We start from the raw sequence: 26,908 nt of genomic DNA on the forward strand, positions 1-26,908 counted from the left end.
ATTGAAAACCCTTGAAGTCTAGGAAAGGCGAGCATTGGAGCACAGCGAATGTTCTAATTCGTGAGCACCAACGCGCAGACTTGACAACGAATGCAAGGATTTGCCAAGACGCTGAGCTTGCAGATTTCTCTGCACGCTTTTTTATCAGCCTCTTAAAACAGCTTGATATGTGTCTTCTAACGCCTTCAGCACTTTACTGTGCGCTTTTGTCACTTCTTCTTCAGTCAGTGTTTGTTCAGGGTTAACATACTGGAGTGAGAAAGCGACTGACTTCTTGCCTTCCTCCATATGCTCTCCTTCGTATACGTCAAATACGGTTACCTCTTTCAGAAGCTTGCCGCCGGCCTCTTTAATGACGCTCTCGAGCTGGCCGCTTGTGACGGTTTTATCTGTTACAAGAGCGATATCACGTGTCACAGACGGATATTTCGGAATCGCCGTGTAAACAAGCGGTGCTGTTTCTGCTGCAAGTAACGCATGAAGATCAATCTCAAATACGTATGTTTCCTTTATATCCAGTTCTTTTTCCAATGAAGGGTGGACTTGGCCGATGAAGCCGATCAGAGAGCCATTCAGTAAAATGTTCGCTGTTCTGCCCGGGTGCAGCTGTTTGCGTTCAGACTGTACAAATTCAATGCTGTCTAGGACGTTGAGTTTGTCTAACAGCCCTTCGACAATACCTTTGACAACAAAGAAATCAACTGGTTTCTTCTCACCCTGCCATAGCTGCTTGCGCCATAATCCGGTAACAGCTCCTGCCACACGTTCTGTTTCAACAGGTTTTGTGTCCTCTTCCTTCGTCAGGAAAACGGAGCCGACTTCGTACAGTGCAACTGAGTCAGTCTGTCTCGCGAGGTTGTAAGAAACAGAATCAAGCAGATTCGGAACAAGACTGTGTCTGAGAATGCTTCTTTCTTCACTCATAGGAAGCGCAAGCACAGTGTTCAGTGATTTTTCAATCGCAAACGCTGCCGCTTTCTTCTCATTTGTCAATGAGTAAGTGATGGCTTGGGATAAGCCTGCGCCTTCAAGGAAACGTCTGACTTTACGGCGTTTTGCCTGATATGGCGTTAATCCGCCTGTTGTTCCCGCTGTCTCAGGAAGCGTAGACGGAATGTTATCGTAGCCGTACAGCCTTGCCGCTTCTTCGATTAAATCCTCTTCTATTGTAATGTCGCCGCGGCGTGATGGGATGGTCACAACGAGAAGATCATCCGCTTCACCAACCGTAAAACCGAGACGTTTATAAATGCTGATCAGTTCTTCTTTGCTGATCGTCATGCCTAGAACGCTGCTCACTTTGTCAGCAGATACATGAATGTTATTTGCTTCGATTGTCAGGTGATCTTCCTCAACCGTTCCAGCAAGCACCTCACCGCCGGCATACAGATGGATCAGCTGTGCAGCCCGTTCTGCTGCAAGGCGTACGCGCGCAGGATCAATTCCTTTTTCAAACCTTACGCTTGATTCACTTCTCAAACCAAGGTCCTTGGAAGCCTTGCGAACCGTCTGCCCGTTGAAATAAGCAGCCTCAAGCAAAATCGTTTTCGTCTCTTCCTGAACCTCTGACTCTGCTCCTCCCATGACACCGGCAACGGCCTGCGCTTTCGTTCCGTTTGTAATGACAAGGTGATCGGCAGACAGCTTACGTTCTTGATCATCAAGAGTGACGATCATTTCATTCTCAGCTGCTTTTCTTACTACGACTTCCTTAGAGCCAAATCTGTCATAATCAAACGCGTGAAGCGGCTGTCCGTATTCCAATAGGACAAAGTTTGTGATGTCAACAACGTTGTTGTGCGGACGAATGCCTGCATTCATCAGCTTTGTTTGCATCCAAAGCGGTGACGGAGCAATCGTGACATTTTTAATGATTTTTGCAGCATACAGCGGGTTCGCTTCTTGATCTTCGATTTTGACAGCAATGTAATCAGACGCTTGTTCTGAAACAGCCGGGTAATCCGTTTGCGGAAGCTTTACCTCAGTGTCTAAAATCGCCGCAACCTCGTAAGCAACACCAAGCATGTTCATGGCATCCGCGCGGTTTGGTGTTAAGCCAAGCTCAAGAATCGCGTCGTCAAGCTGTAAAGCCGCTAAAGCATCGCTTCCTGTTTCAGCGTCATTCGGGAATACGAAAATGCCTTCCGCATACTCCTTCGCCACAAGTTTGCTTTCAATCCCAAGCTCCTGTAAAGAACAGATCATGCCGTTTGATTCTTCACCGCGAAGCTTGGCTTTTTTGATTTTGAAATTGCCCGGCAGCACCGCTCCGACTGTTGCAACTGCGACTTTTTGTCCCTTATCCACATTCGGCGCGCCGCAAATGATTTGTACAGGGGCTTCCGCTCCGATATCCACAAGGCACTTATTCAGCTTATCAGCATTCGGGTGCTGCTCGCGCTCCAGCACATGGCCGATGACAACGCCTTTGATGCCTTCTCCTTTGTATTCAATTCCTTCAACCTCAATACCGGCTCTTGTAATTTTTTCAGCAAGAACAGCCGGGTCCATGCCTTTTAAATCAACATAATCCTCTAACCATTTATAAGAAACAAACATCCTTGCATCCTCCTCTTACGCCTGTTTAAACTGCGAAATAAATCTGACATCGTTTGTATAGAAATGGCGGATATCATCAATGCCGTATTTCAGCATCGCGATGCGCTCAACACCCATTCCGAATGCGAAGCCCTGATATTCCTTCGGGTCAAAGCCAGCCATTTTAAGCACATTCGGGTGAACCATGCCGGCGCCGAGGATTTCGATCCAGCCTGTTCCTTTACATACTGAGCAGCCGTTTCCACCGCATTTAAAGCATGTCACATCCACTTCTACTGAAGGCTCAGTAAACGGGAAGAAGCTTGGGCGGAGTCTGATTTCGCGGTCTTGCCCGAACATTTTTTTCGCAACGAGTTCAAGCGTTCCTTTTAAATCACTCATGCTGATGTTTTTGTCAACGACAAGCCCTTCAATTTGCATAAATTGATGAGAGTGCGTCGCGTCATCGTTATCACGGCGATAAACTTTACCCGGGCAAATGATTTTAACAGGCCCTTTGCCTTCATGCTTTTCCATCGTCCGTGTTTGCACAGGAGAAGTTTGCGTTCTCATCAGAGTCTCCTCTGTGATGTAAAAGCTGTCCTGCATATCGCGCGCAGGGTGTTCTTTTGGCAGGTTGAGCGATTCGAAATTGTAATAATCCGTTTCAACCTCTGGTCCTTCCTCGACTGTGTAGCCCATACCGATGAATAAGTCTTCAATTTCTTCAATGACAACAGTGAGCGGATGGCGGCCGCCGACTGCGACAGGGTTCCCCGGCAGCGTGACGTCGATTGTCTGTCCCGCAAGCTTCTGCTTCATTTCCTCTTCTTCAAGTTTTTCGTTTTTGACAGCAATCGCATTGGCGATACGCTCTCTTACTTCGTTCGCGAGCGCGCCCATTTTCGGACGTTCCTCAGCAGAAAGTTTGCCCATGCCGCGCAGCACTTCTGTAATCGGCCCTTTTTTTCCGAGATATTGCACCCGAATATCATTGACAACCTTTAATGAGCTTGCCGCTTCTACTTGTTCTAAAGCTTCTTGTTCCAGCTGTTTTAGCTTTTCTTCCATTTTGCATCCTCCTTTTATGTAAACAAACCGTCATATGTCTTTGGAAAACAAAAAAAACCCGCCCCTTATACAAGGGACGAGTTGTGGCCGCGGTACCACCCTTATTTCAGACAGACTGATGCTGTCGTCAGCTTCATTGACATAACGGAATCAGATTCCGGTTCACCTTTACGCGCAGTGTGGCGCGGTCCCGGCGACAACTCAAGAGGTGAAGCCAACTTCCGGCTGCGTTAAAAATGCTCTCAGTCAGCGGCATTTTCTCCCTGGAAAGCAGTTGATCAGAAATTGAGGTCCTCTGTCACGGTTTTTGAAATATTATGTTCTATTATAGAGAAATCCAACGCTTGACGCAACACTATCCTCGCAAGTGATACACGAGGATGGCAGCCGCAACTGCAACGTTTAGTGATTCAGCCTGTCCGTAAAGCGGCACGTACAGGTTCAAATCCGTTTTTTCCAGCAATGCAGCATCCACCCCTGCGCCTTCATTTCCTACAATGAGCGCAAAGGATTCAGACTGAGGGATCTCCCGGTAAGGCGCTCCGTTTTGCAGCGCCGTGCCGTACACTTTTACGCCCTCTGCCTTCAATTCGTCCACATATGACTGCAGGTTTTTTCTCACAACAGGAATATGAAAGTGAGATCCTTGCGCAGACCGCAGTGTTTTTCCGTTAAAGGCGTCGGCCGTGCCGTCACCGAGTACAACTGCATCCAAACCGGCCGCATCAGCCGTTCGAATCATTGTGCCTAGGTTTCCCGGATCTTGAACGGCATCAATCAGCAGCATCTTACGTGCCGTTGCCAGCTGTTCTTCAGGCATATGGCATACGGCGGCAATCTGCTGCGGCGTTTCGGTTTCAGTCACAGCTGAAAACGCATCTTCGCTCAGCACATAGCACTGGATACCCGCCTCAAGATCTGAAGGAATCTTTGTTTCATCCTTTACAAGAATTTCTTTCACCGTACCCGGGCTTTTCAGCGCCTCTTCAACGAGGTGTTCTCCCTCTATCAGAAATGTATTTGTTTTTGTTCGTTCTTTTTTTGTGTGAAGCTTTTTCCAATCCTTCACTTTTTGGTTTTTTGCTGATTCTATATGTTTCACTGTCTGTGTGGCGCTCCTTTTTTTAACATGATGTTATTATATCGCAAGAACAGCACATAATAAACCAGGTGCAGGGTTAGAATATACGTATTACATTTTAGGAAAAGGAGCGTTTTACATGGATCTTAATTTACGTCATGCCGTCATTGCCAACGTAACCGGCAATAATCAGGAACAGCTTGAGCATACAATTGTAGATGCGATTCAAAGCGGTGAAGAAAAAATGCTTCCAGGGCTCGGCGTTTTATTTGAAGTCATTTGGCAGCACGCATCCGAAAGTGAGAAAAACGAAATGCTGAAAACGCTTGAAGGCGGATTAAAACCCGCCCAATAAGACATGAAACCGGGTGACTGCGCCCGGTTTTTTTCTTATATAATAAAAACATGATGAGGGGGAACGCCATGTTTTTACAGCCATTATTAGCGAAAAAAATTATTGCTGAAGTCAAAAAAATGTACGAACGTGAGGTCATTATCGTAAACACGGATGGCCTTATTATGGCGAGCACAAACGATGAGCGAGTCGGACAATTTCATGAGGGAGCGCTTCTCTGCGCAAAAGAAAAACGCAGCGTCATTATTACAAGGGAAGATGAAAAAAGGTTAAAAGGAGTAAAGGCGGGCATTAACCTCCCTGTATTTTCTGATCATGATGTGATTGCTGTCTTCGGGCTGACAGGTGAGCCCGCTGAGATTCAGCCTTACGGGGAGCTGCTTCGAAAAATGACAGAGCTGTTTATTAAGGAATCATGGCATTTAGAGCAGTCCCAGTGGCGTGAAAGAATGCTGGAATCTTTTATGATCGATTGGCTGCAATTAAAAGAGTGGTCTTCGGGTTTTCTTGAGAAAGCTCAGCTTCTTGGTGTGGACCTTGCCTCCCGGCGTCAAATGATTCTGATTCAGGGATATGAGTGGTCACCTCATGATATTGAGCAAATGGGACGTAGCTGGAAATCCTCGTACCCTGCGGATTTGTTCATCAGGTGGGGAAATGAACGGATTTTGATTAATCACGAAGTGCCACAGCATGAACAAAGAGATCGGCTTTTACGGCAGATCCTTCACATTTGTTCGTTTGCCAATACCGCAAACAGCCAATTGGCAGCAGCTGGCGCTGGAAGGACTGTCGCAAGCTCCAGCCTGACAGATTCATACGAGCAAGCGGAAAAAGCGCTGGCTGTCAGCCTTAAGCGAAAAACGCCCATATTCGAAGAGGATCTGAAGCTTGATATGTGTCTGACGGAAATCAGCCCAGGGACCAGAAACGAATTTCCGCAAAGAGTATTCAGAGAGACGCTTCGGCATCAGGAACTAATGAGAACGATACGGACCTTCTTTCTACATGATTTGTCTTTGAAACAAACCGCAGAAGATATGCATATTCATATCAATACATTGCGTTATCGTCTGGCTAAGGCTGAACAGATGACCGGTTTGCACTTTGACCGCACCGAGGACATCGTCACGATGTACGTCGCACTCTATTTTTTAGATCAAGATACAAAATAGAAAGAGTTTTAGATTCATTTTTTGTATGTTTCTCCATGGAAAGCTTTTCTTTTTTTCTTTTACAATAGATTGAAAGCGTTTTTCAACAGGGGGATTGGTGAAATGATCACAAAGGATGTAAAAGGACAGCTGATTCAAATCGTGGGACCCGAAAACTTTGATGACTCAAAAGCCGGCCGGCTCGTTTATTCTTATGATGCGACGCCGCAGTTTCAATCTATGCCTGATGCCGTGATTGCGCCCAGGAATACAGATGAAGTTTCACAAATTTTAACGATTTGCAGAGAACATCGCGTGCCGATCGTTCCGAGAGGATCAGGGACAAACCTATGCGGCGGCACGTGCCCGACTGAAGGCGGACTTGTGCTTCTCTTTAAGCACATGAACAAGATTCTTGAGATTGATGAAGAAAATTTAACTGCCACAGTTCAGCCGGGCGTCATTACGTTGGATATGATCCGTGCAGTTGAAAGCAAAGGTTTATTTTATCCGCCCGATCCGAGTTCTATGAAAATATCAACCATCGGCGGAAACATCAATGAAAATTCCGGCGGGCTCCGCGGATTAAAATACGGCGTCACCCGCGACTATGTGATTGGTCTGGAGGTGGTGCTCGCAAATGGAGACATCATCCGCACCGGAGGAAAACTCGCGAAGGATGTGGCCGGATACGATCTGACGCGTCTTTTTGTCGGTTCAGAAGGAACACTCGGCATTGTGACAGAAGCCATCGTCAAACTTGTTCCAAAACCGGAAACCAAGAAGACGCTGCTTGCCCTTTATGAAAGCATCGATGCTGCTGCTCAAACGGTATCGGACATTATTGCCGCGAAAATGATACCCGCAACGCTTGAATTTCTCGACCAGCCTACACTATTGGTAATTGAGGATTATGCCAAAATCGGACTTCCGACAAGCGCAAAAGCAGTTCTGTTAATTGAACAAGACGGGCCGCTTGAAACCGTTGAACGGGATATGGAAAAGATTGAGGCGATCTGCAAAAAAGGCGACGCCGTTTCCGTTCAGACCGCACAAACGGAGGAGGAGGCATTCGCCCTGACTGAAGCTCGGCGCTCCGCCCTTTCTGCCCTTGCACGCCTCAAGCCGACGACGATTTTAGAGGATGCGACTGTTCCTCGCTCAGAAATCGCCAATATGGTCAAAGCGATTAATCATATTGCTGCTAAATACGATATTTCCATTTGCACCTTCGGCCATGCAGGAGACGGGAACCTCCATCCGACATGCACGACAGATATACGCAATGAAGATGAGATGGAGCGTGTCGAACAGGCTTTTGCCGAGATTTTTGAGAAAGCGATTGAACTTGGCGGCACGATAACCGGAGAGCACGGAGTCGGGGCCATGAAAGCGCCTTACTTGGAGATGAAGCTAAAAAAAGAAGGCATTGATGCGATGAAAGCGTTGAAAGCGGCATTTGATCCCCAGAACATATTAAATCCCGGCAAAGTGTTTGCAAAAGATGCCAGAAAACGTGTGGTGGCACAAAGATGACAACAGAAAAAGAAATGAAACAGATCCAAAATGAATTTAAAGAGCGTATGGATGAAGGTGAGTTATTAAATTGTATGCGCTGCGGATTTTGTCTTCCTTCCTGTCCGACCTATATCGAATCAGGGTTTCAGGAAACACACTCCCCGCGCGGGCGTATCGCCTTAATGAAAGCCGTGGCGGACGGTATGATTGAACCGGATGATGATGTCGAACGTTCGCTGTCACTTTGCCTCGGCTGCCGAGCCTGTGAACCCGTATGCCCATCCGGCGTGAAATACGGTCAGCTGCTGGAGGAAGCCAGAGATATTATCCACCAAAATAAAAAACACTCGCTTGGCGCACGTGTCATGCGAAAGACGGCTTTTCACGAGCTGTTTCCGCACCAAAACCGCATGCGCTCAGCTGTAAGCCTTATCGGTTTGTATCAGCGGTCAGGACTGCAAACCGCTGTGCGAAAAACCGGTATGCTTCGGGTCCTGCCTGAGCATTTGCGGACGATGGAAGCTGTTCTTCCTGATGTTCCAAAAAGCAAAGAAATGAACAATCGGCCGCATTTCCTGCCGTCCATTGGCCCCATGAAAAAACGGGTCGCCTTTTTTTCGGGCTGTTTAATGGATACGATGTTTTTACCGACTAACAATGCCACATTGAAGCTGCTGCAGCTGGCAGGCTGCGACATTGTCATCCCGCCTGAACAGGCTTGCTGCGGGGCACTGCATGGGCATAGCGGTGAAAAAAACGCAGGGAAAGAGCTCGCGAAACAAAATATTGCTGCTTTCGAAGCGTTAGACGTGGATGCTGTCATCACAAACGCAGGAGGATGCGGAGCCTTTCTTACTGAATATGATCATTTGCTGAAGGATGAACCGGAGTGGTCGGAGCGCGCCGCCGCTTTTGTTCAAAAGCTGAAGGATTTTTCTTCTGTTTTGGTTGAACTGGATTTCCATCAAATGGACTTAGCGCTCAGGACGCCCCAGGTCGTTACCTATCAAGATTCATGCCACCTAAGAAATGTAATGCATACGTCGCTTGAGCCCCGCCAGCTGCTCCAGAGCATCAAAGGGGCTGAATTCAGAGAAATGGAGAAAGCAGACAGCTGTTGCGGATCAGCGGGAATTTACAACATCGTCGAAGCTGAAATGTCTATGAAAATACTGGACAGTAAAATGGCTGCCGTCAAAGCAACCGAAGCGATCCTCATTGTAACAGCAAACCCGGGCTGCCTGCTGCAGATGAAGCTCGGGATTGAACGCGAAGGACTAAGCGGTAAAGTCAGAGCCGTTCACCTGGCTGATTTGCTATTAGAAGCAACCGGGCACAAAACAACATGAGAAAGCCCAAAACAGAAATTGTTTTGGGCTTTTGTTCGTTATTCCATCGGACTGCAAATTTCGATATAATGTCCATCCGGATCTGCGATATAGGCGACCGTCTGCCCCCATGGTTTCACTTTCGGCTCCCCGATAATCGAGACGCCTTGTTCTCTCATCCTTTTGATGACAGTTTCTACATTTTCAGTAACAAACCCGATTTCAAATGTGTTTGAAGCAGATGTTTCCGGAATATCCAGCGCTGTGATATCTCTAGCGCCTTCCCTCGTATTAAGCGCCAATATCGTCGATCCTGTTTCAAATTCGACATATGTGCCGTGTTCAGCACGAATCGGCAGTCCTAAAATATCCCGATAAAAATGAATAGCCCGCTTGCTGTCCGATACGTATAGAATAAGATATTTCATTGATAGATTCATTGCCACGCCCCCTCAGCATTCCAATAGTCCTTCTAGCCCGGTATAGATGCTTCCATCCTTAAACTCGGATCTCTCCACATCTGCGCCCACTTTTTCACGGCCGCCACAATAATGATGAAGCCTAACACCAGCATGATGATAGATAATACGCCATTCAATACACTATATCCTGCTGCTTCAGGATTAAGATATACATGGCGCACCATCCAATAGCCCGCATAGTTGACAGTGACATATAAATAGGCAAGCGGGATAAGACATGTCAAAATGTATCGGCGTTTATCGGCGATTTTCAACACGATGGTCGCTCCGATAATCAGCCCTACTGACGCCATCAGCTGATTGGAAACGCCGAACAGCGCCCAAATGGAACCGATATCTCCTGAATACAGCAAGTACCCCCACATCAAACAGGCAAGCGCGCTGGCAAATACAGAGCCCGGAATCCAGTCTGTTTTCTTCAGCGGTTTATATACCTCTCCGAAGAAATCCTGGATCAAATAACGGGCAACACGTGTGCCGGCGTCAATCGCTGTTAAAATAAATACCGCTTCAAACATAATGACAAATTGGAAAAAGTATGAGGCCAAATGGCTGAAAAACGGCATTCCGGTAAAAATATAAGTCATACCCACCGCTAGCGTGACGGCTCCCCCAGTTCTCCCTTCTAAGTCCAAGCCGATTTCCCTGCTCAATTCAGGCAGATGGACGACATTCATGCCAAGCGTACGGAAAACCTCAGGCGTGCTGTTAATCGCAAAGTAATCAGCAGGCTGTAAGGCGGTTGCCGCAATCAGTGCCATGATGCCGACAAGACACTCAACAAGCATTGCGCCAAACGCCACCGGCTTCATGTCACTCCATTTATTCAGCATTTTCGGTGTCGTTCCTGAGCCGACAAAGGCATGGAACCCAGAGATCGCCCCGCAGGCGATGGTTATTGAGATGAACGGCCAGACAGGTCCTGCCAGCACAGGCCCGCCGCCTTTTACGAATTCTGTAAACGCAGGAAACGGAATGGACGGATTGACGACAAACACACCAACAATCAAAGCGATAAAAACACCGATTTTCATAAAGCTGCTTAAATAATCACGCGGTGCGAGAAGCAGCCAAACAGGAAGCGCAGCGGCAAAAAACGCATAAACAGGGAGCGCGATTGCAAGCGTTTTCGTATCTAGTGTTAAAAAGTCACCGAGCGCGGTAGTCTGTACCCATGGGCCGATAAAGACTCCTGTCAATAAAAAGAGAAAACCGACCGTTGACGCGAGCTTTAAATTTCCCGTTTTCTTATAAAATAAGCCCACGCCCATCGCAATCGGAATCGTAATCCCTACCGCAAATGTCCCCCACGGATTGCGTTCAAGCGCGTGCAGCACGACCATCGAGAGACCCGCCATCGTAATCGTGATAATAAACAGCATGGACAGTCCCGTACAAAAGCCGGCAACAGGGCCAAGCTCATCCTTCGCCACTTCCGACAGCGATTTTCCGTTTTTGCGCATTGATGCAAACAGCACAACAATATCATGGACGGCTCCCCCTATTACCGCCCCGATTAACAGCCACAATAACCCCGGCAAATAGCCAAACTGCGCCGCCAGAATTGGTCCGACCAGCGGCCCGGCCGCTGCGATCGCGGCAAAATGGTGGCCGAACGAAACCCATTTATTTGTAGGCACATAGTCTTTCCCATCCTCAAGCGTGTGAGCGGGTGTCGGCTTGTCATCATTCACTTTGAGAACCTTCACCATCATAAATGTTCCGTATAAACGATAGACAATAGCCAAAATACACATTGACGCTATCACGATTGTAACCGCATTCATTTTCTCCCATCCCCTTTGCTATTTTTCATAAATATATCATAATTTCATGGGGAAAAGCGGTCATTTTTTCCTATACAAAAAAGCCGGCTGGGATGGGCCGGCTTGAGGCAGTTAGTTTAGTTCAATGTCTCCAGATGTTGTACGAACTTTTAAACGGTTAGAGGGGCTATCACCTACATAACCTACAATACGGTGCTCTGATTTTTCTTTATACAAGATGTGATCGAGATTGGCCGCGGCATCACCTGAGTCAGCCTGAAAATCCACTGCCAAAGATGCAGGTTTTTTCTGATACTCTACTGACACACTTCCGCTCGTAGTGACGATGTCGATCTCTTCGTTCTGATGATCCTGAAGAAGATCAATATCCCCGGAAGTTGTCTTATAGTTCACCTTTTCAGCTGTTGTGCGGCTGCTTTTTATTGATCCGCTTGTTGTCTTTACTTCACCTTGGCCGAATGAATTTTGGTCAGTTTGAATTTCTCCACTCGTTGTTTTTAGCGTCAACTCTTTTTCGATGCGTGTATGCTTCAGCTCAATATTTCCTGATGTAGAGTCAGCAGCTGATTGATCCGCTTGCGTATTTTCTATCAAAATATCGCCAGAGGTTGTCGTTACGGTTATCTCATCATACTTCTTTTCCGGAATCGTGATTGTGATTTTCATATCCTTTTCACTGCCCCACGGTATAAAAGAGATGATATTCTCGCGTGCTATTTGATTGATTGTTAATGAATTGCCATCTTGGCTCACATCGAACAGCTTTTTGCTTTTATCACTGACTTGCCCTTCAGCAGCTACCTGAATATCATCCGTTTGCCCGCTTTTGACCTCTGCATGCATCGAGCTCGTTGTTACCTCAATTTTTTTAATATCTGCAGGATCATATGTTTCGGCAGCTTTCACCTCTTCTTTTGTAAAATCCGAGGTAGCAGCAGAGATGACAGCCCCGATTACCCCGACTGCAAATACTGCGATCAATCCTATTATGATTTTTTTCATGTCTGCGCCCCCGTCACCAGCTTTAAATTATATCTGATATATCGCAAACTCATGCCATACAGCAGCTTGCCTAAATGCCACAGCCCTATACACAAGAGCAGCCCCAGACTGCCAAACACGAGTGATAAAAAGAACTCCAGCATCATGTGCGTATTCATTTGAAACATCACCATGCCGACAAACATTATTGGTGATACAGAAAGTGCAAGCGCCGCCCCGCATAAACCCACGTACACTCCAAAAATGCCAATAGCTGGTCCCAGCACAAAAATCAAATTTAAGATGTTTATCGCTGCTGCTGAACATGCCATCTGAAAGAGGTTCTTCTTAGGGCGCTGCACTGCTGGAGCAGTTTCCGTGACATCTGGCACCAATTCCTTTGCTATTTGTTTTGGGGAGCCGAGTTCCCTGATGATGTCCGCTTCCGGCCTGCCTTCTTTCATCCCTTCTGTAATATGTTCTTCAAAATCAAATAAGATCTCATTCCGCTCTTCTTTAGAAAGCGGCTGTAGCGCTTTACTTAACTCCTGTAAAAACTGTTCTTGATTCATCGTTCTCCTCCCCTTGCCGCATCAATGATTTGATTGACAGATGCTGTGAACTGATCCCATTCTGCCAGCAGCAGTTTCATTCGCATGAAACCAAGCTTTGACATCGTGTAATATTTTCTGGCAGGCCCTTCGGAAGACGGCGCCATATATGTTTCTAAATATTCTTCTTTCGTCAGTCTCCTGAGAAGAGGATATAAGGTGCCTTCAGCTATCGCCATGTGTCTGGAAATGTTTTGAGAAAGCTCATATCCGTATTGGTCTTTTTCGGATATTAATACAAGCACACATAGCTCTAATGCTCCCTTTTTGAATTGAGCATTCATCATAAGATCCTCCCTGCGGCTGGTCAATTTTGTTTATTTTTCCCATCACTTATCCATATGGTAACATCCACTACTGAACATTACAAAGTACTGAATGATATCTACTGAGAAAAAAGAAAAACCGGAGAGAAATCTCCGGCTTTGCTTCTCTTATGATTGTTTTTTCAGGCGGATCACATTCCAGGAAAGCGGCGTGAAATGAGCAGTTAAGCCGTTTTCGCTAACAGACGATGTTCCGTTGGAATGCGGGACGACATTCTTTCTGTTATGCTGGTTTGTCGCTTTGATATCCTGATGCTCAAGTACGATGTGCTCTGCGATTTGGTAGGATTCAAAGCCTCTGAGCGAAATCTCCGTCTCCATCTGATCCTCAGCCTTGTTTACCGCAAAAATAGTGAGGGTTTTTTCCTCTTCAGAGTACACAACAGCAGCATCAACATATGGCACATCAGTAAAATCAGAACAGTCGTACTTCGGAGAAGAAATAAGCGGTTTCAGTGACTCGCCCCTTCCGTAAACAGAAGCATGCATGTATGGATAGAAAATCGGCTGTCTCCATGCTTCTCCGCCTTTTTCCGTCATGATCGGCGCGATGACATTGACAAGCTGCGCAAGACACGCGATTTTCACGCGATCTGCGTGCTGCAGCATCGTAATGAGGAGCGAGCCGACTAATAAGGCATCTTCAAAATTGTAAATATCCTCTAAAATCGGACGCGCAGTGATCCAAGGCTCGACTTTTTTATCAGCCTCATTTGAGTGATACCATACGTTCCATTCATCCAAAGAGAGATTGATTGTTTTCTTGCTGCGTGTTTTTGCTTTTACATAGTCACAGGTTGCGGCGACAGATTTAATGAAATGATCCAGATCCATGGAACGGGCCAAATAGTTTGGCAGATTGTTATCCCGGTTTCCGTAGTAGGTGTGAAGAGAGATATAGTCAACATGCTCGTACGTATGCTCAAGCACCTTCGCTTCCCAATCGATAAAGGTCGGCATGCCGCTGTTTGAGCTGCCGCAGGCAACAAGTTCAATTGATGGGTCAACCCATTTCATGACCTTTGCCGTCTCTGCGGCTAGCCGTCCGTATTCATCAGCTGTTTTGTGGCCGATCTGCCACGGTCCATCCATTTCGTTTCCTAAGCACCATGTTTTGATGCCGTACGGCTGTTCATAGCCATGTGATCTTCTTAAATCACTCCAATAAGAGCCTTTCGGATGATTGCAATATTCAACGAGATTACGGGCGGCATCTATGCCTCTTGTGCCGAGATTGACGGCCATATTGACCTCGGTGTTCACCTTTTTTGCCCAATTTAAAAATTCATTTGTTCCCACTTCATTGGTTTCTGTCGTTTGCCATGCCAAGTCAAGCCGTCTCGGGCGATTTTCAACTGGTCCGACACCGTCCTCCCAGTTGTATCCGGATAAAAAGTTTCCGCCCGGATAGCGGATGATCGGAACCTGTAATTCTTTAATCAGCGACTGGACATCTTTTCTAAACCCATCTTCATCCGCTTCAGGGTGATCAGGCTCATATATGCCTTCGTATACCGCACGCCCCATATGTTCGATAAACGATCCGTAAATCCGTTTGTCTACTTCACCGATTTTATATTCTTTGTCTACAATCATTCGCGCTTTTTTCATCACACGTTTCCTCCTTCATTAACCTTTGACTCCCCCTACCGTCAGGCCGGAGATAAAGTATTTTTGGAAAAACAAGAAAATGATAATGACCGGCAAAATTGCAAATACCGAGCCGGATATAAGCATGTCATAGTTGTTGCCATAAGGGCTCAGCAAGCTGGAAAGCCCAATTGGAAGCGTAAACATTTCTTTCGACCGAAGCACAATCAGCGGCCACAAGAAATTGTTCCAGCTGTTTAAGGACTGAAGGATGATCATCGCGCCGAAAGCCGGTTTCATCAGCGGTGCCATAATCCTGAAAAAGATGCCAAATTCCGTACAGCCGTCCATTCTTGCAGAATCCAACAGATCTCTTGGAAGACCAAGCGCATATTGCCTAAAAAAGAATACGGCAACAGGTGAAACGATAAACGGCAATATGACACCCGTATACGAATCGATCAAGTGCAGTCCGACGGTTAGCTTAAACAGAGGAAGCATCATAACCTCCAGCGGAACCATCATGATAATCAGCACAAGAACAAAGATGATACTTCTGCCCTTAAAATCATAAACCGCAAGCCCGTACCCGATCATCGAAGAAAAAAACAGGGTGAGCACGGTTGTGAAAAGCCCAAGCACAAGGCTGTTAAAGAACCATTTGAAATAAATACTGCCGCCGTTAAACAGAAATGTATAATTGTCAAGACTCATTACTTTAGGATCAATGTCAAGATTCAGCCCCACACGCAAAAGCTCAGATGACGGCTTTAAGGATCCTAAAAGCAAACAGAAAATCGGAAAAATATACAATAGGCTCAGCATCATAAAAAACAGAGTCAGCGCAATTCTGTAAACGCTAAACTGAGGACTGTTCCGCAACATTTATCCCTCCCCCTTAAACGAGCCTGAAAGCTTTAATGAAATCAGGCTGACAACAAGTATCACAATCAAAAGCACAATGCCGATGGCCGCTCCGTACCCCATTTCGTTGTAGGCAAGCCCCTGCTGATACAAATATCCGACAAGCGTCAGACCAATATTACCCGGGGAATTATTTTGCCAAAGCACGTAGCTTTCCTCAAACATTCTGAAGCCGCCGATAATGCTGATGGTCAGCACATATACGGTAACAGGCTTGAGAAACGGCAGCGTGATGTGTCGGAATTTTTTCATCGTATTCGCCCCGTCTATATCAGCAGCTTCGTACAGCTCTTTCGGCACATTTTGCAGGCCTGCTAAAAAGTAAAGGATGTTGATTCCCATCCATCTCCACGAAGCAAGCAGCACCATCAAAAACATGCCGGTATGTTCATTGTTCATCCAGTTCTGGGGTGATAAGCCGAGTTTGAGTAGGATGGAGTTAGCCAGAGACGTTTCCATTTCTCCGAAGATCAGCCGAAAAATGATCCCTGCGACAATGGTGGAGGTCAATGCCGGTATGAATAGCGCTGATTTAAATATATTTCGAAATTTGACCAGCTTTGAATTCAGGAATATGGCCAGAAGCAATGGGACAGGAATCAGCACGATCAGCGTCCAAAAGGTGTATTCCAGCGTATTCCAAAGGGCGGTATAGAACGTCGGGTTGTTTAGCGCTGTATAATTAGACAATCCGACAAACGACACCTCTCCCGGCAAAATTCTTTGAAAGCTCATGATGAAGACACTAATGATGGGGTATAGAAAAAATACGAGAAAGGATAAAACGAATGGCGCTGTAAACAGATAGGGCGCCGCTTTTTTCGAATAAAATAGATCTCGCCAGCCTGATTGTTTCGCAGCTGAAGGAACGGGATGAACCGTTCCCGTTTTCACAGGTTTCATGAGAACCTCCCCGCTTTCACTTTTTGAATGGGATTCTATTTCTGTTTCAGTTCACCTGCCGCTCTGTCCAAGGCTTGTTTAGGCGTTTTTTGCTGGGATTTAAGCGCGTCGAACAATACGCTTCTGTTGACAAGGTCTGAAGCCTTGGCAAAATCCTCATGTAAATAAATTGGATTGATTTCATCCTTGATATCGAGCAGCACAGAAAAAATGCCTGTTCCGTTTTGGAAGTAATCCGTGTATTTGTTTTTCTCTTTCAATTCCTTGGAGCTCCAAACATCCCAGCGAAGCGGGTCAAACCCGAGTACGCTCCAGAGTTTTTTATTTCCTTTTTTAGAGCCCTTCGCAAAGGCCAAAAACTCTTTTGCTAACTCAACATGCTTGGATTGCTTCGGTACAACGGTTGCCGTACCGCCCAAGCCTGCCGAGCGGTCGCCCCCCTCTTTCCATGCCGGGAGCGGTCTGATGGCAATCTTCCCTTTCAGATCAGGCATATAATCGATAAATCTTCCCATATACCAAATCGGCATGAGGACTGAAGCAGCTCCTCCTTGGTTCATAAAACCGTAGTATTCTTCACTGTGATGCCCGCCGCCTGGAGCAGGAACCATCGTTTTATCATTGATCATGTCTTTTAAATATTGAAGTGTTTTTACGTTGGTGTCATTATTGAGGATCAGCTTGCCGTTTTTATCAAAATAGCCTGAGTTTTGCTGTGAAATCATAGATAAGAAGGTTCCGGAATCATTTGTTTCCACCGTTCCCATCGGCTTCCCGGTCACTTTGCGCACTTTCTGTCCGGCTTTATGGTAATCATCCCATGTTTTAATATCGTCAGGATTGACGCCGGCTTTTTTCATCACATCCATGTTATAAAACATGACTGTTGTCCCTACATGCGTATCGAGTCCGTAAAGCTTTCCGTTTTTGCTGTACAGGGTCAGCCGCGCCTCTACGAATTTATCGCGGTCCTTTTCAATCAGCGGAGTCAAGTCGGCAAGCGGTATGTCAGAGCCCTTCAAAAAGTTTGAAAAACGGGCCAATTCCACATCGGCAATATCAGGGACGCCTTCTCCCGCTATTAAGGAGATAGATAAGTTATCATGCATTTGCCCATACGGATAAACGACCGTATTCAGCTTAATTTTGCGGTCAGGATATTTTTTGTTCCATTCCTTCACCATTTCCACATAGAACTGCTCATGAAGCCCGTTAAATGTCCAAAAGGTCAGCTCAGTTTCACCCGATTTGCCGGATGATTTTTCTGCTGAACACCCGGCAATGAGTAATGTCAGCAGCATCATGAGCACAAGAAAACAGACAGTCATTTTTTTCATCTGCGTTACCCCTTCCATTCGAGGTGCGGGCTATTCATATAGACCATGATTGATCAGCGTTTTGTTTTCATTGATCATTCTTAATCCGGTGCAGCGGTCTCTTAAGGTGTGCGCGTGTCTGAAGGCATTTTTGACGGAATCCTGCCCGACACCGATTTCATCAAAATACGCAGGGCCTCCGGCTGATCTCAGCCAGTCAGCGAGCACTTCTCCTTCCGGGAGTGTTTGATAAGCCGATTGGATGGCTTGCCGCCGGCTTGGTGAAAATTCGTTCAATCCCTCATCCTTTGCGAGCTTTCTGTATGTGTCAGTTAATAAAACAGCGGCACAGCCCACCTTTGCTCCATGAAGAATCTGAGGCCGTTTTTTCTCCATTAATTCCATCTCAATCCAATGTGAAATATGATGCTCGCCGCCTGATGCCGGGCGGGAATGATCTAAGGCCAGCATGACAAGCCCCGATACGATTAAAGACTCCATCAACACCCGTATGCCAGTTTCCGTTTTCATCGCGATGTCTTCTGTGTGTGCGATACAGGCGTCAAGCGCCTCTTGAACGATCTTAGCTCCTGCTGGCGAATAAGGCTCACCGGCAAGATGCCGGGATATTTCCCAATCTGCTAAAGATGTTATTTTACCGAGCATGTCACCAAACCCAGCCGCCACCATTGATTGCGGTGCCGCTTTTAATAGATCCAGATCAGCGAACAGCGCAGATGGGGCCTTCGTTTGAATGGTTGTTTTCGTGCCGTATAAAATAATCGGCGCCCCGGCTGATGTAAAACCGTCTACAGATGGAGCAGTCGGATAAGAAATAAACGGCAACTCTCTCTGAAACGCCGCAAAGCGGACGATATCATGAATCGTGCCCGAACCGACTGCAATCATGACATCCGTTGTTTGTTTTGTATGGATCAGCGCATGAATGAGCGATCGTTCATCAGCTGTCACATCTCCGGCTTCATTTTCTGGAATGATCAGGCACTCGCCCTGAAATCCTGCTTGATTCAGCCGGTTTTCCAAATCAATTCCTGCAATGCGGTGTGTATTCGCGTCGCAAACAAGGACAATATGTTTGTAGTTTTTTCGTTTTACATAATCCAAAAGCGAATCAGCTGCTTGTTTACCGAGAACAATTTCTTCAACTTTTATAGGAGACGTCTCTTCTCCGGCGTGTTCAAAAGCACGCTGAACGTCAGCTGCGATACGGTTCATATCAGAATCCCCTCCTCAGCCAATTTGGTTACATCCTCTATGGACTCCAGCACATAATCCGGCGTATACAAACGCTGTTCTCCCGGTTTCGCAGAACCAGTAAGCACTAAGGCGCTTTTCATGCCATAAAGCTTTCCCATTGCAATGTCAGATTCAATGCTGTCTCCTATAATCATGCATTCATGTGCGGACAGCCCCATTGCTGTACAGGCAGCCTCAGCCATCAGCCATGACGGCTTTCCAACAACAAGTTCAGTCTTCGCTTGAGCGGAAGCCTCTATCGCCCCAATCATTCCGGCCACATCAATGGCATTTCCGTCTTCGTTTGGAAAAGAGCGGTCTTTGTTTGTAGCAATGATACGAGCGCCGCCGGCAGCCGCTTGAAAGGCTTGATTTAAATCTTTGTACGTAAGTGTTTCGTGAAGGGAGATGACGAGCCAATCCGCTTCCTTCGGTTCGTTCGCACGCTGCACACCGGCCAGTCTCAGCTCGTCAACCAAACCTTGTTCTCCAAGCACCCATACCTTTGAAAAACGATAATGTTTTTTCAGAAAGGCTGCCGTTACACTCGACGACAGAACAATGTCGTTTACATCCGCTTCAATCCCCGCTCCAAGAAGTTTTTTTCTGCACATGGCACGGGAGATATTCCCCCGGTTGCTTAAAAAGACGATTTTCTTTCCCATTCTCCTAAGCGTTTTGATCGCTTCTCTTGCTCCTTCGATCAACTCATTTCCTCTGAATACAGTACCGTCCAAGTCAATCAGAATGCCAGCCGGTGACACAGGCGTATCATGACTGGCCATAATACGCATTTGCTCCGTGTTTTCGATAAAAATGCTTTTCATGCAGGACTGTATTAATTGGGGTTACATCCTTGTTCAGCATAATGGAGTGATAGGCCATTTCGGCAACCGTTTCTAATACAACTGCGTTATGAATGGCATTTAAGGCATCCGTTCCCCAGCAGAACGGTCCGTGATTATTCACGAGCACACCCGGCACCTGTTCGTAGTTATGCTGCTGAAAGGTTTCCGCTATGACTTTTCCTGTATTCAATTCGTACTCATGAATGATTTCTTCATCGTACATTTCTCTAGTACACGGAATCGCACTGTCAAAATAATCAGCATGAGTCGTGCCTAAAGGCGGAATGTCTCTGCCTGATTGCGCCCAGCTTGTCGCCCATTGAGAATGGGTATGAACTATTCCCCCGATATTCGGAAAGGCTTTATATAAATAAACATGGGTAGGTGTATCTGAAGAAGGCTTAAGCGAGCCTTCGACGACTTCTCCTTCAAGGTTCAAAACAACCAAGTCATCTGCTGTCAGGTCGCTGTATTCGACTCCGCTAGGTTTGATGACAATTCTTTCTTTTTCACGGTCAATGCCGCTGACATTTCCCCACGTAAAGGTTACCAGCTGATGCTCTTGAAGCTTCAGGTTGGCAGCCAGCACTTCTTTTTTTAATGTTTCAAGCATGCTCCATCACCCTTTATCAATTCTTTTTGGCGGCAGATGAAAATTGAAGATTTTTGATGGTTTTCAGACGCTTCATGACATGGTTTTCTTTTCCGAAATAATGAACCAGCTCTTTATATTCAGCGTACAATTTTTCATAGACCGCGGCATTTTCGGCATTTGGCGTATAAGATATATCTTTCAGTTTTCCCATGTTCGCCGCTGCGTCTTTGATGTCGTCGTATCCGCCTTTTTCTTTGCCTGCTGCAAGCGCGCCGAAAATGGCAGATCCTAAGGCTGGGGCTTGCGGTGACCCAGAGATTTTAATGTCCATGTTTGTCACATCCGCATAAATCTGCATGACAAACGGGTTTTTCTCAGCAATTCCGCCGGCTGCGAACAGCTCCTCAATCGGAACCCCGCTTTCTTTGAACGTTTCGATAATCATCCGTGTTCCGTAGGCTGTCGCTTCAACTAACGCTCTATAAATCTCTTCAGGCTTCGTCAGCAGGGTCATGCCAAGCAGCATCCCTGTTAAATCTGCATCAACAAGAGTTGAACGGTTGCCATTCCACCAATCTAAAGCAAGCAGGCCGCTTTCACCCGGCGCTTGATGGTTTGCTTTCTCACTCAGCAGCTCATGAATGCCAATGTTTTTTTCCTTTGCTTCCTCTTGATACGCTTGCGGAACACACGTTTTCACAAACCAGTCAAAATGATCGCCAACACAGGACTGTCCGGCTTCATATCCCGCATAGCCCGGGAGAATTCCGTTGTCCACAACGCCGCACATCCCTGGAACGATATGCACCTCTTCACCAAGAAGAACATGGCACGTTGAGGTTCCCATAATCATCAGCATTTTCCCTGGCTCTGTGATGCCGACCGCCGGCACGGAAACATGAGCATCCACATTGGCAACCGCAACAGCCGTTCCCGGAAGAAGCCCTGTCAGCTTTGCCATTTTGTCAGTCAGGCCGCCGGCTTTTTCCCCTACTGAATGAATCGGCCCTGCCAATTTATCTCTTGTAATCGTTTTCATTGAAGGGTTTAATTTCTCAAAAAAACCATCTGACGGATATCCCGCTTTTTCACTCCAAATCGCTTTATACCCTGCAGTACAGTTGCTTCGCTTGAGCGAGCCGCACAGCTGGTACACGATCCAGTCCGCAGCCTCGATGATCCGGTCAGCCGCTTCATAAATGTGAGGCGCTTCCTCAGCTATTTGCATGACCTTTGGAATCATCCATTCTGATGAAATTTTTCCTCCGTACCGCTGTAAAAAAGCCTCTCCTTCTTCTTCCGCGATTTGATTGAGCCGATCAGCATGTTTTTGTGCCGCATGATGCTTCCAGAGCTTCACATAGCTGTGCGGCTCCTCTTCATATTCAGGCAGCATGCACAACGGCTGTCCGCTGCTGTCAATAGGAAGGATTGTACATGCCGTGAAATCAATCCCAATTCCGATAATGTCTTTTGGTTCAACGCCCGTCTGTTCAAGTAAAGACGGAATGGTTGTTTCCAAGACTTCGAGATAATCAGCAGGGTGCTGCAGCGCCCAGTCGCGCGGCAGCTTTTGGCCCGTTTTGGGCAGGACGGTATCAATGACAGCATGCCTGTATTCTTTTACAGCAGACGCAAGTTCCTCCCCTGTTTGGACATGAACCAACACCGCTCTTCCAGATAAAGTTCCAAAATCAACCCCTATAGTGTAAGCCATGTGACATCCCCCTCTACTTTTGAAGCCGGTAAAGCGCCTCGTTCCATTTTAACTCGTGTTTCAGTTTATGAATTGTCGTATCACGGGAAATGAGAACACTTTCGATCCCCGCCATTTCCGCCCAATCAAGCATTTGCTCCGCTGTCAGTTCATAAGACAGGCAGGTATGGTGTGCGCCGCCGGCTAAAATCCATGCCTCCGCTGCTGTTTTCAATGACGGCTCCGGCTTCCAGAGAACTCGGGCCACCGGCAGATTCGGCATGTCTTTTTCAATTTCCTGGCCGTTGACTTCATTCAGCACAAGGCGGAAACGCCCGCCAATATCAACAATGCTGGCTTGAATGGCCGAACCGCTGATGCCGTTAAATACAAAACGCGCAGGGTCCTCCTTGCCGCCGATCGAAAGCGGGTGAACCTCGATTTTCGGCTGATCCAAAGCGACAGTCGGACACACTTCAAGCATGTGAGAGCCCAGAATCATTTCATTTCCCGGTTCAAAATGGTACGTGTAATCTTCCATGAAGGAAGTTCTTTTTCCTTTGGCCATGATTTTCATCATCCGTACAAGGGCCGCTGTCTTCCAATCCCCTTCACCGGCGAAACCGTAACCTTTCTCCATCAGGCGCTGAACGGCAAGTCCCGGCAGCTGTTTCATTCCGTGCAGCACTTCAAACGATGTCGTAAACGCTGTGTATCCGCCTTGTTCAAGAAAAGCGGTTAAGCCTAGTTCAATTTTCGCCTGCTCTTTAATGGACGCTACCTTTGCTTCGTCACGTTTTGTTTCCTCGCTGATCACATATAATCTGTCATATTCCGCATAAAGCGTGTCAACCTCGTCGTCCGTAATGCGATTCATCACTTCAACAAGATCTCCGATGCCATATCCGTCAACCTGCCAGCCAAATTGAATATGCGCTCCGACCTTGTCTCCGTCGGTTACCGCGACATGACGCATGTTATCTCCAAATCTGGCAACCTTAATATGTCTGCTTTCATTTAATGCAGCCGCCGTATCCATCCACTGGGACATTTCTTTTTTCACTTCTTCATCATCCCAATAGCCGGCAATGACTTTTCGGCTAAGCCCCATTCGCGAGTTGATGTAACCGTACTCTCGATCGCCATGCGCGGATTGGTTGCTGTTCATAAAATCCATGTCAATCGTACCCCACGGAATATCGCGATTATATTGGGTATGCAAATGCAAAAGCGGTTTTTGATAAGAGGAAAGGCCTTCTATCCACATTTTTGCAGGGGAAAATGTGTGCATCCATGTAATAATGCCAGCGCACGTCTCACTGTACTCCGCTTCTCTTAACAGCTCTCTAATCGTTTCCGGTGAAGTGACGAGGGGCTTATGAACCATTTTATATCTGGAAGAAACCCCGCTGAGCCCCTCACAAATGCTTTTCGCATGCTGATCCACCAGTTCCAGCGTTTCTTCCCCGTATAGGTGCTGGCTTCCTGTCACAAACCAGAATTCATAATCCTTTGTCTGAAGCATGTAAACTGCCCCTTTCCCATAAAATAAAACGCTTTCAAACACAAGAAAAAAGATACGTACTAATGATAGAAAACAAACCTATAAATAATAATTTGTACGAACAACTTCATTATAGTAATTGACTATTACACTGTCAATCTTTTCTTTTAAAAAAAGCCGGGCTCTGCCCCCGGCTTTTTGATTCAATAGGACGGCCAGCCCGAGCTCCAATTCAAATCATTGATAAGAAGCTTTGGAATGCCGTTGTTATTGGCATCATAGGCATGGCGAACAAGAATGTTTCCATTTACAATATCCTGGCCTCCAGGTCCTTTCCACTGGTCATTGCCCGAATCCAAAATGGTGCCTCCGCCTTCGAGCATGCTTTTTCCGCTTTTATCAAGATAAGGTCCTGTAATGTTTTTAGATCTTCCGTAAGCAATTTTGTACGTACTGTTTACGCCGGCACAGCATTTATCAAATGAAACCATTAAATAGTAGTAACCATTTTGATACGTAAGAGTAGGGGCTTCCAGCGCACCGCCATTATTCGGTCTGGCTGCAATCGAATAGAGCGAGCCTGTAGGCTTCATCGTATTCTTATCAAGCTTGGTCAGCTTAATGCCCGTCCAAAACGAGCCGAACGCGAGCCATGGGTTGCCATCCTTGTCGAATGTCAGCTCCGGATCAATGGCGTTATAATTATTTGAGCTTGTCGAACGAATCACCAAGCCCTCGTCCTTCCAACTCCCCGAACTGATGCTTGTGGAAGATGCCAGGCCAATGGCAGATGTATTGCTTCCAAAAGAAGAAACAGAATAATACAGCCAGTACTTTCCGTTATAGTATTGGATGTCCGGCGCCCATTGGTTTGGCTCGTAATTCGGCACATAATTGGACCACCACGATAGCGGTGTGCTGAAAATAGATTTTTGTACGGTCCAATTTTTAGCGTCTGAAGACTTCAACACCCGCAGTCCCCGTTCTTCCGTAAGCCCGGTGCCGAGCGCATACCATGAGCTCCCCTCTTTAATCATAGTCGGGTCATGAAGCAGCTCATTGGATGCACCCCAAAACGCGGCCTCTGCGGGAGCAGCGGAAGTGAATAACAAACCTGCAGCCAGAGCGGCACTCGAAAAGTGAAAGAAACGTTTCCATGTTTTTTTTGTTTTCAATTTTGTTCATCCTCCCTTAAATTAGAAAGCGCTTACAAAATAGATTGTTTACCCTCCCTTCCTTTCAAATGAGCTGGGTATCGTAGATCTTCATGTTCAGGACATTTTCGGTATCCTCTTTATTGTAGTCACTCCGCTGTAATTTGTACAGACAAAAAAATAGAATCCGCCTGTTGAGGCGGATTCCTCCGTATCTTTATTGGTACGTAATTTCATCAACCGTTTTACGATCTAGCTTCTTAATGACTTCTGTAATTAACTTAACGGCGTTTTCATAGTCATCACGATGCAGCATGGCTGCGTGCGTATGAATGTAGCGCGTTGCAATGGTAATGGACAGCGCAGGAACGCCATTTGCCGTCAAATGGATGGCTCCCGAATCAGTTCCGCCGCCGGCAATCGAATCAAACTGGTACGGAATGCCTGCTTCTTCCGCGGTAGCGACAACTGCATCGCGCAAACCTTTGTGAGAGACCATAGATGCATCGTAAACGATAATCTGCGGGCCTTTACCCATTTTGCTTTGCGCTTCCTTCTCGGAAATGCCAGGCGTGTCTCCTGCGATTCCTACATCGACCCCAAACGCAATATCAGGCTGTATGGTGTGTGCAGCCGTTTTCGCTCCCCTCAGGCCGACTTCCTCCTGCACGGTTCCGACGCCATACACAATGTTTGGATGATCAGTGTTTTGTAAGTTTCTTAATACATCAATTGCAATCGCACAGCCGATGCGATTGTCCCAAGCCTTTGCGAGCAGGAATTTTTCATTGTTCATAACCGTAAATTCAAAATGCGGAACAATCATATCTCCCGGGAGCACGCCCCACTCCAAGGCTTCTTCCCGGCTTGAAGCTCCGATATCAATAAACATATCTTTTATTTCCACTGATTTTTTTCTTGCTTCAGGAGACAAAATATGAGGCGGCTTAGATCCGATAACCCCTGTGATTTCTCCTTTTTTTGTGACGATGGTGACGCGCTGGGCAAGCATAACCTGAGCCCACCAGCCGCCAACGGTTTGAAAACGGATAAAGCCTTTATCTGTGATTTGTGTCACCATAAAGCCGACTTCATCCAAATGTCCGGCGATCATAATTTTCGGGCCATTTTCTGCACCAGTTTTTTTAGCAATTAAACTGCCCAGTCGATCTGTTGTCACCTCATCAGCAAATGGTTCTATGTATGATTTCATCACTTGCCTTACTTCTCTTTCATTGCCCGGTATGCCTTTTGCATCTGTTAAATCTTTCAGCATGGTCAATGTTTTATCTAATTTTTCCATGTTTCAAACCCTCCTTCATCAGTCCTGCATTCTTATTATACAAAACATGGCGCTAACCATACGACTATTTCACTTGAAAATCGGGTATATGTTTTTAGAACTTTCTTTTAGAAAAAGTGAAACTTTTTTCTATGCTCTTCGTATTACATCAGATCATCACAATAAGGGAGGTGCCTTCACACAATGTTTGTCATGGTTCTAAGGATTATTTTGCTTGCACTTTTTGCTTATTGTATTTATGCCGTGGTCAAATATGTCGCGAATCCAAAGAGAAGGCTTAAGCTGGCCCAATCAAAAGAACATTTTTATATTATCGATGAACAGAACAATACCCGAAAGAACTTTCAGCTGACGTATAAAGGCGTGCTTTTTGAAGGAGAAAAGCATATTCCTTCCAAAGATCATCCGCTGTTTATTCACACCATCTTTGTCTGGACAGAATCTCCTGAGAAGCTGAAGCATTTCTCTGCAAAAGATTTTGAGAACATTGAAGAAAAAGTGCTGGAACGATATCCAAATTGTAAAATTGACTGGGACCAGCCCATTAAACTTGCAAAAAAAGCAGAAGAGCGTTAAAACGCTTTTC

At 46.3% G+C, this 26,908-nt stretch carries 24 protein-coding genes and 2 pseudogenes; 6 read left to right on the plus strand and 20 right to left on the minus strand.

Annotation, left to right across the window (positions count from 1 at the left end; all coding sequences use genetic code 11):
* Nucleotides 1-144: 144 nt before the first annotated feature.
* The gene (gene pheT / locus CDO84_RS13535) at nucleotides 145-2,559 is read right to left on the minus strand and encodes a phenylalanine--tRNA ligase subunit beta (RefSeq protein ID WP_040082218.1); all 2,415 of its coding nucleotides are present in this window, start codon (nucleotides 2,557-2,559) and stop codon (nucleotides 145-147) included.
* Between the two features lie 15 nt (nucleotides 2,560-2,574).
* Nucleotides 2,575-3,609 (minus strand): phenylalanine--tRNA ligase subunit alpha, encoded by a 1,035-nt coding sequence (gene pheS, locus CDO84_RS13540; RefSeq protein WP_040082217.1) that lies wholly within the window; start codon nucleotides 3,607-3,609, stop codon nucleotides 2,575-2,577.
* 81 nt (nucleotides 3,610-3,690) lie between these two features.
* Between pheS and CDO84_RS13545 the strand changes: the two are divergent.
* Nucleotides 3,691-3,898, plus strand: a pseudogene (locus tag CDO84_RS13545) (hypothetical protein).
* 66 nt (nucleotides 3,899-3,964) lie between these two features.
* On the opposite strand, the gene CDO84_RS13550 reads toward CDO84_RS13545, so the two are convergent.
* Nucleotides 3,965-4,711, minus strand: a complete 747-nt coding sequence (locus CDO84_RS13550; protein ID WP_014664902.1) for a TrmH family RNA methyltransferase — start codon at nucleotides 4,709-4,711, stop codon at nucleotides 3,965-3,967.
* A 118-nt stretch (nucleotides 4,712-4,829) separates the two neighbouring features.
* Here CDO84_RS13550 and sspI point away from each other — a divergent pair, with 118 nt between their 5' ends.
* The 4 genes from sspI (at nucleotide 4,830) to CDO84_RS13570 (ending at nucleotide 9,066) form a co-directional block, all read left to right on the plus strand.
* Nucleotides 4,830-5,045 (plus strand): small acid-soluble spore protein SspI, encoded by a 216-nt coding sequence (gene sspI / locus CDO84_RS13555; RefSeq protein ID WP_003222464.1) that lies wholly within the window; start codon nucleotides 4,830-4,832, stop codon nucleotides 5,043-5,045.
* Nucleotides 5,046-5,113: 68 nt separating this feature from the next.
* Nucleotides 5,114-6,220, plus strand: a complete 1,107-nt coding sequence (locus CDO84_RS13560; protein ID WP_040082215.1) for a CdaR family transcriptional regulator — start codon at nucleotides 5,114-5,116, stop codon at nucleotides 6,218-6,220.
* 102 nt (nucleotides 6,221-6,322) lie between these two features.
* A complete protein-coding gene (gene glcD / locus CDO84_RS13565; RefSeq protein WP_014664904.1) occupies nucleotides 6,323-7,735 on the plus strand; it encodes a glycolate oxidase subunit GlcD in 1,413 nt (470 codons plus the stop codon).
* Entirely contained in the window at nucleotides 7,732-9,066 is a 1,335-nt protein-coding gene (locus tag CDO84_RS13570; protein WP_040082214.1) for a (Fe-S)-binding protein, read from the plus strand. Before glcD ends, CDO84_RS13570 begins: the two co-directional genes overlap by 4 nt.
* Nucleotides 9,067-9,104: 38 nt before the next feature.
* Here CDO84_RS13570 and CDO84_RS13575 read toward each other — a convergent pair whose 3' ends face one another.
* The 17 genes and pseudogenes from CDO84_RS13575 to CDO84_RS13655 all read right to left on the minus strand — a co-directional run bounded on the left by CDO84_RS13575 (nucleotide 9,105) and on the right by CDO84_RS13655 (nucleotide 26,322).
* Entirely contained in the window at nucleotides 9,105-9,473 is a 369-nt protein-coding gene (locus CDO84_RS13575; protein ID WP_231560772.1) for a VOC family protein, read from the minus strand.
* Nucleotides 9,388-9,575 (minus strand): annotated as a pseudogene (locus CDO84_RS21745) (hypothetical protein). Before CDO84_RS21745 ends, CDO84_RS13575 begins: the two are co-directional and overlap by 86 nt.
* Entirely contained in the window at nucleotides 9,518-11,314 is a 1,797-nt protein-coding gene (gene cstA / locus CDO84_RS13585) for a carbon starvation protein CstA (RefSeq protein WP_040082211.1), read from the minus strand. The pseudogene CDO84_RS21745 and the gene cstA overlap by 58 nt, the downstream one beginning before the upstream one ends.
* Before the next feature lie 111 nt (nucleotides 11,315-11,425).
* Nucleotides 11,426-12,316: a DUF4097 family beta strand repeat-containing protein gene (locus CDO84_RS13590; protein ID WP_040082208.1), complete on the minus strand. Its 891-nt coding sequence runs from the start codon at nucleotides 12,314-12,316 to the stop codon at nucleotides 11,426-11,428.
* Nucleotides 12,313-12,867: an HAAS signaling domain-containing protein gene (locus CDO84_RS13595; protein ID WP_040082207.1), complete on the minus strand. Its 555-nt coding sequence runs from the start codon at nucleotides 12,865-12,867 to the stop codon at nucleotides 12,313-12,315. Before CDO84_RS13595 ends, CDO84_RS13590 begins: the two co-directional genes overlap by 4 nt.
* On the minus strand, nucleotides 12,864-13,190 hold the full coding sequence (locus CDO84_RS13600) for a PadR family transcriptional regulator (protein ID WP_003222447.1): 327 nt from the start codon (nucleotides 13,188-13,190) through the stop codon (nucleotides 12,864-12,866). Before CDO84_RS13600 ends, CDO84_RS13595 begins: the two co-directional genes overlap by 4 nt.
* A gap of 150 nt (nucleotides 13,191-13,340) precedes the next feature.
* Complete coding sequence (gene abfA / locus CDO84_RS13605) at nucleotides 13,341-14,843, minus strand: alpha-L-arabinofuranosidase AbfA (RefSeq protein WP_040082204.1); 1,503 nt, start codon at nucleotides 14,841-14,843, stop codon at nucleotides 13,341-13,343.
* Between the two features lie 18 nt (nucleotides 14,844-14,861).
* Entirely contained in the window at nucleotides 14,862-15,707 is an 846-nt protein-coding gene (gene araQ / locus CDO84_RS13610; RefSeq protein ID WP_040082200.1) for an arabinooligosaccharides ABC transporter permease AraQ, read from the minus strand.
* Complete coding sequence (locus tag CDO84_RS13615; protein ID WP_014664913.1) at nucleotides 15,708-16,649, minus strand: arabinooligosaccharides ABC transporter permease AraP; 942 nt, start codon at nucleotides 16,647-16,649, stop codon at nucleotides 15,708-15,710.
* Nucleotides 16,650-16,684: 35 nt separating this feature from the next.
* Entirely contained in the window at nucleotides 16,685-17,986 is a 1,302-nt protein-coding gene (locus tag CDO84_RS13620) for an arabinooligosaccharides ABC transporter substrate-binding protein AraN (RefSeq protein ID WP_040082193.1), read from the minus strand.
* 30 nt (nucleotides 17,987-18,016) lie between these two features.
* The gene (gene egsA, locus CDO84_RS13625) at nucleotides 18,017-19,201 is read right to left on the minus strand and encodes a sn-glycerol-1-phosphate dehydrogenase (protein WP_040082192.1); all 1,185 of its coding nucleotides are present in this window, start codon (nucleotides 19,199-19,201) and stop codon (nucleotides 18,017-18,019) included.
* On the minus strand, nucleotides 19,198-20,016 hold the full coding sequence (gene araL / locus CDO84_RS13630; protein ID WP_082032977.1) for a sugar-phosphatase AraL: 819 nt from the start codon (nucleotides 20,014-20,016) through the stop codon (nucleotides 19,198-19,200). The genes egsA and araL overlap by 4 nt, the downstream gene beginning before the upstream one ends.
* Nucleotides 19,994-20,683 (minus strand): L-ribulose-5-phosphate 4-epimerase, encoded by a 690-nt coding sequence (gene araD, locus CDO84_RS13635; RefSeq protein WP_040082189.1) that lies wholly within the window; start codon nucleotides 20,681-20,683, stop codon nucleotides 19,994-19,996. The genes araL and araD overlap by 23 nt, the downstream gene beginning before the upstream one ends.
* Before the next feature lie 16 nt (nucleotides 20,684-20,699).
* Nucleotides 20,700-22,382, minus strand: a complete 1,683-nt coding sequence (araB, locus tag CDO84_RS13640) for a ribulokinase (RefSeq protein WP_040082188.1) — start codon at nucleotides 22,380-22,382, stop codon at nucleotides 20,700-20,702.
* A gap of 13 nt (nucleotides 22,383-22,395) precedes the next feature.
* On the minus strand, nucleotides 22,396-23,886 hold the full coding sequence (araA, locus tag CDO84_RS13645) for an L-arabinose isomerase (RefSeq protein WP_040082187.1): 1,491 nt from the start codon (nucleotides 23,884-23,886) through the stop codon (nucleotides 22,396-22,398).
* Between the two features lie 182 nt (nucleotides 23,887-24,068).
* Nucleotides 24,069-25,040, minus strand: a complete 972-nt coding sequence (abnA, locus tag CDO84_RS13650; protein ID WP_040082185.1) for an arabinan endo-1,5-alpha-L-arabinosidase AbnA — start codon at nucleotides 25,038-25,040, stop codon at nucleotides 24,069-24,071.
* Nucleotides 25,041-25,236: 196 nt separating this feature from the next.
* A complete protein-coding gene (locus CDO84_RS13655) occupies nucleotides 25,237-26,322 on the minus strand; it encodes a M42 family metallopeptidase (RefSeq protein ID WP_014664922.1) in 1,086 nt (361 codons plus the stop codon).
* Nucleotides 26,323-26,505: 183 nt separating this feature from the next.
* Between CDO84_RS13655 and ysdB the strand changes: the two genes are divergently transcribed.
* Complete coding sequence (gene ysdB, locus CDO84_RS13660) at nucleotides 26,506-26,898, plus strand: sigma W pathway protein YsdB (RefSeq protein WP_003229493.1); 393 nt, start codon at nucleotides 26,506-26,508, stop codon at nucleotides 26,896-26,898.
* The last annotated feature ends 10 nt before the right edge of the window (nucleotides 26,899-26,908 follow it).

It is taken from the genome of Bacillus sp. MD-5, from assembly GCF_002201875.1.
GTDB classification, from domain to species: domain Bacteria; phylum Bacillota; class Bacilli; order Bacillales; family Bacillaceae; genus Bacillus; species Bacillus stercoris.

What these genes read in the sequence shown, in the direction of transcription:
- glcD (WP_014664904.1), top strand. Translation starts at nt 6,323, where the DNA reads ATGATCACAAAGGATGTAAAAGGACAGCTGATTCAAATCGTGGGACCC.
- CDO84_RS13590 (WP_040082208.1), bottom strand. Translation starts at nt 12,316, where the DNA reads ATGAAAAAAATCATAATAGGATTGATCGCAGTATTTGCAGTCGGGGTA.
- araA (WP_040082187.1), bottom strand. Translation starts at nt 23,886, where the DNA reads ATGCTTCAGACAAAGGATTATGAATTCTGGTTTGTGACAGGAAGCCAG.
- CDO84_RS13620 (WP_040082193.1), bottom strand. Translation starts at nt 17,986, where the DNA reads ATGAAAAAAATGACTGTCTGTTTTCTTGTGCTCATGATGCTGCTGACA.
- araL (WP_082032977.1), bottom strand. Translation starts at nt 20,016, where the DNA reads ATGCGTATTATGGCCAGTCATGATACGCCTGTGTCACCGGCTGGCATT.
- CDO84_RS13655 (WP_014664922.1), bottom strand. Translation starts at nt 26,322, where the DNA reads ATGGAAAAATTAGATAAAACATTGACCATGCTGAAAGATTTAACAGAT.
- abfA (WP_040082204.1), bottom strand. Translation starts at nt 14,843, where the DNA reads ATGAAAAAAGCGCGAATGATTGTAGACAAAGAATATAAAATCGGTGAA.
- araB (WP_040082188.1), bottom strand. Translation starts at nt 22,382, where the DNA reads ATGGCTTACACTATAGGGGTTGATTTTGGAACTTTATCTGGAAGAGCG.
- pheT (WP_040082218.1), bottom strand. Translation starts at nt 2,559, where the DNA reads ATGTTTGTTTCTTATAAATGGTTAGAGGATTATGTTGATTTAAAAGGC.
- CDO84_RS13600 (WP_003222447.1), bottom strand. Translation starts at nt 13,190, where the DNA reads ATGAATGCTCAATTCAAAAAGGGAGCATTAGAGCTATGTGTGCTTGTA.
- CDO84_RS13560 (WP_040082215.1), top strand. Translation starts at nt 5,114, where the DNA reads ATGTTTTTACAGCCATTATTAGCGAAAAAAATTATTGCTGAAGTCAAA.
- ysdB (WP_003229493.1), top strand. Translation starts at nt 26,506, where the DNA reads ATGTTTGTCATGGTTCTAAGGATTATTTTGCTTGCACTTTTTGCTTAT.
- araD (WP_040082189.1), bottom strand. Translation starts at nt 20,683, where the DNA reads ATGCTTGAAACATTAAAAAAAGAAGTGCTGGCTGCCAACCTGAAGCTT.
- araQ (WP_040082200.1), bottom strand. Translation starts at nt 15,707, where the DNA reads ATGTTGCGGAACAGTCCTCAGTTTAGCGTTTACAGAATTGCGCTGACT.
- pheS (WP_040082217.1), bottom strand. Translation starts at nt 3,609, where the DNA reads ATGGAAGAAAAGCTAAAACAGCTGGAACAAGAAGCTTTAGAACAAGTA.
- CDO84_RS13575 (WP_231560772.1), bottom strand. Translation starts at nt 9,473, where the DNA reads ATGAAATATCTTATTCTATACGTATCGGACAGCAAGCGGGCTATTCAT.
- cstA (WP_040082211.1), bottom strand. Translation starts at nt 11,314, where the DNA reads ATGAATGCGGTTACAATCGTGATAGCGTCAATGTGTATTTTGGCTATT.
- CDO84_RS13595 (WP_040082207.1), bottom strand. Translation starts at nt 12,867, where the DNA reads ATGAATCAAGAACAGTTTTTACAGGAGTTAAGTAAAGCGCTACAGCCG.
- sspI (WP_003222464.1), top strand. Translation starts at nt 4,830, where the DNA reads ATGGATCTTAATTTACGTCATGCCGTCATTGCCAACGTAACCGGCAAT.
- CDO84_RS13570 (WP_040082214.1), top strand. Translation starts at nt 7,732, where the DNA reads ATGACAACAGAAAAAGAAATGAAACAGATCCAAAATGAATTTAAAGAG.
- egsA (WP_040082192.1), bottom strand. Translation starts at nt 19,201, where the DNA reads ATGAACCGTATCGCAGCTGACGTTCAGCGTGCTTTTGAACACGCCGGA.
- CDO84_RS13615 (WP_014664913.1), bottom strand. Translation starts at nt 16,649, where the DNA reads ATGAAACCTGTGAAAACGGGAACGGTTCATCCCGTTCCTTCAGCTGCG.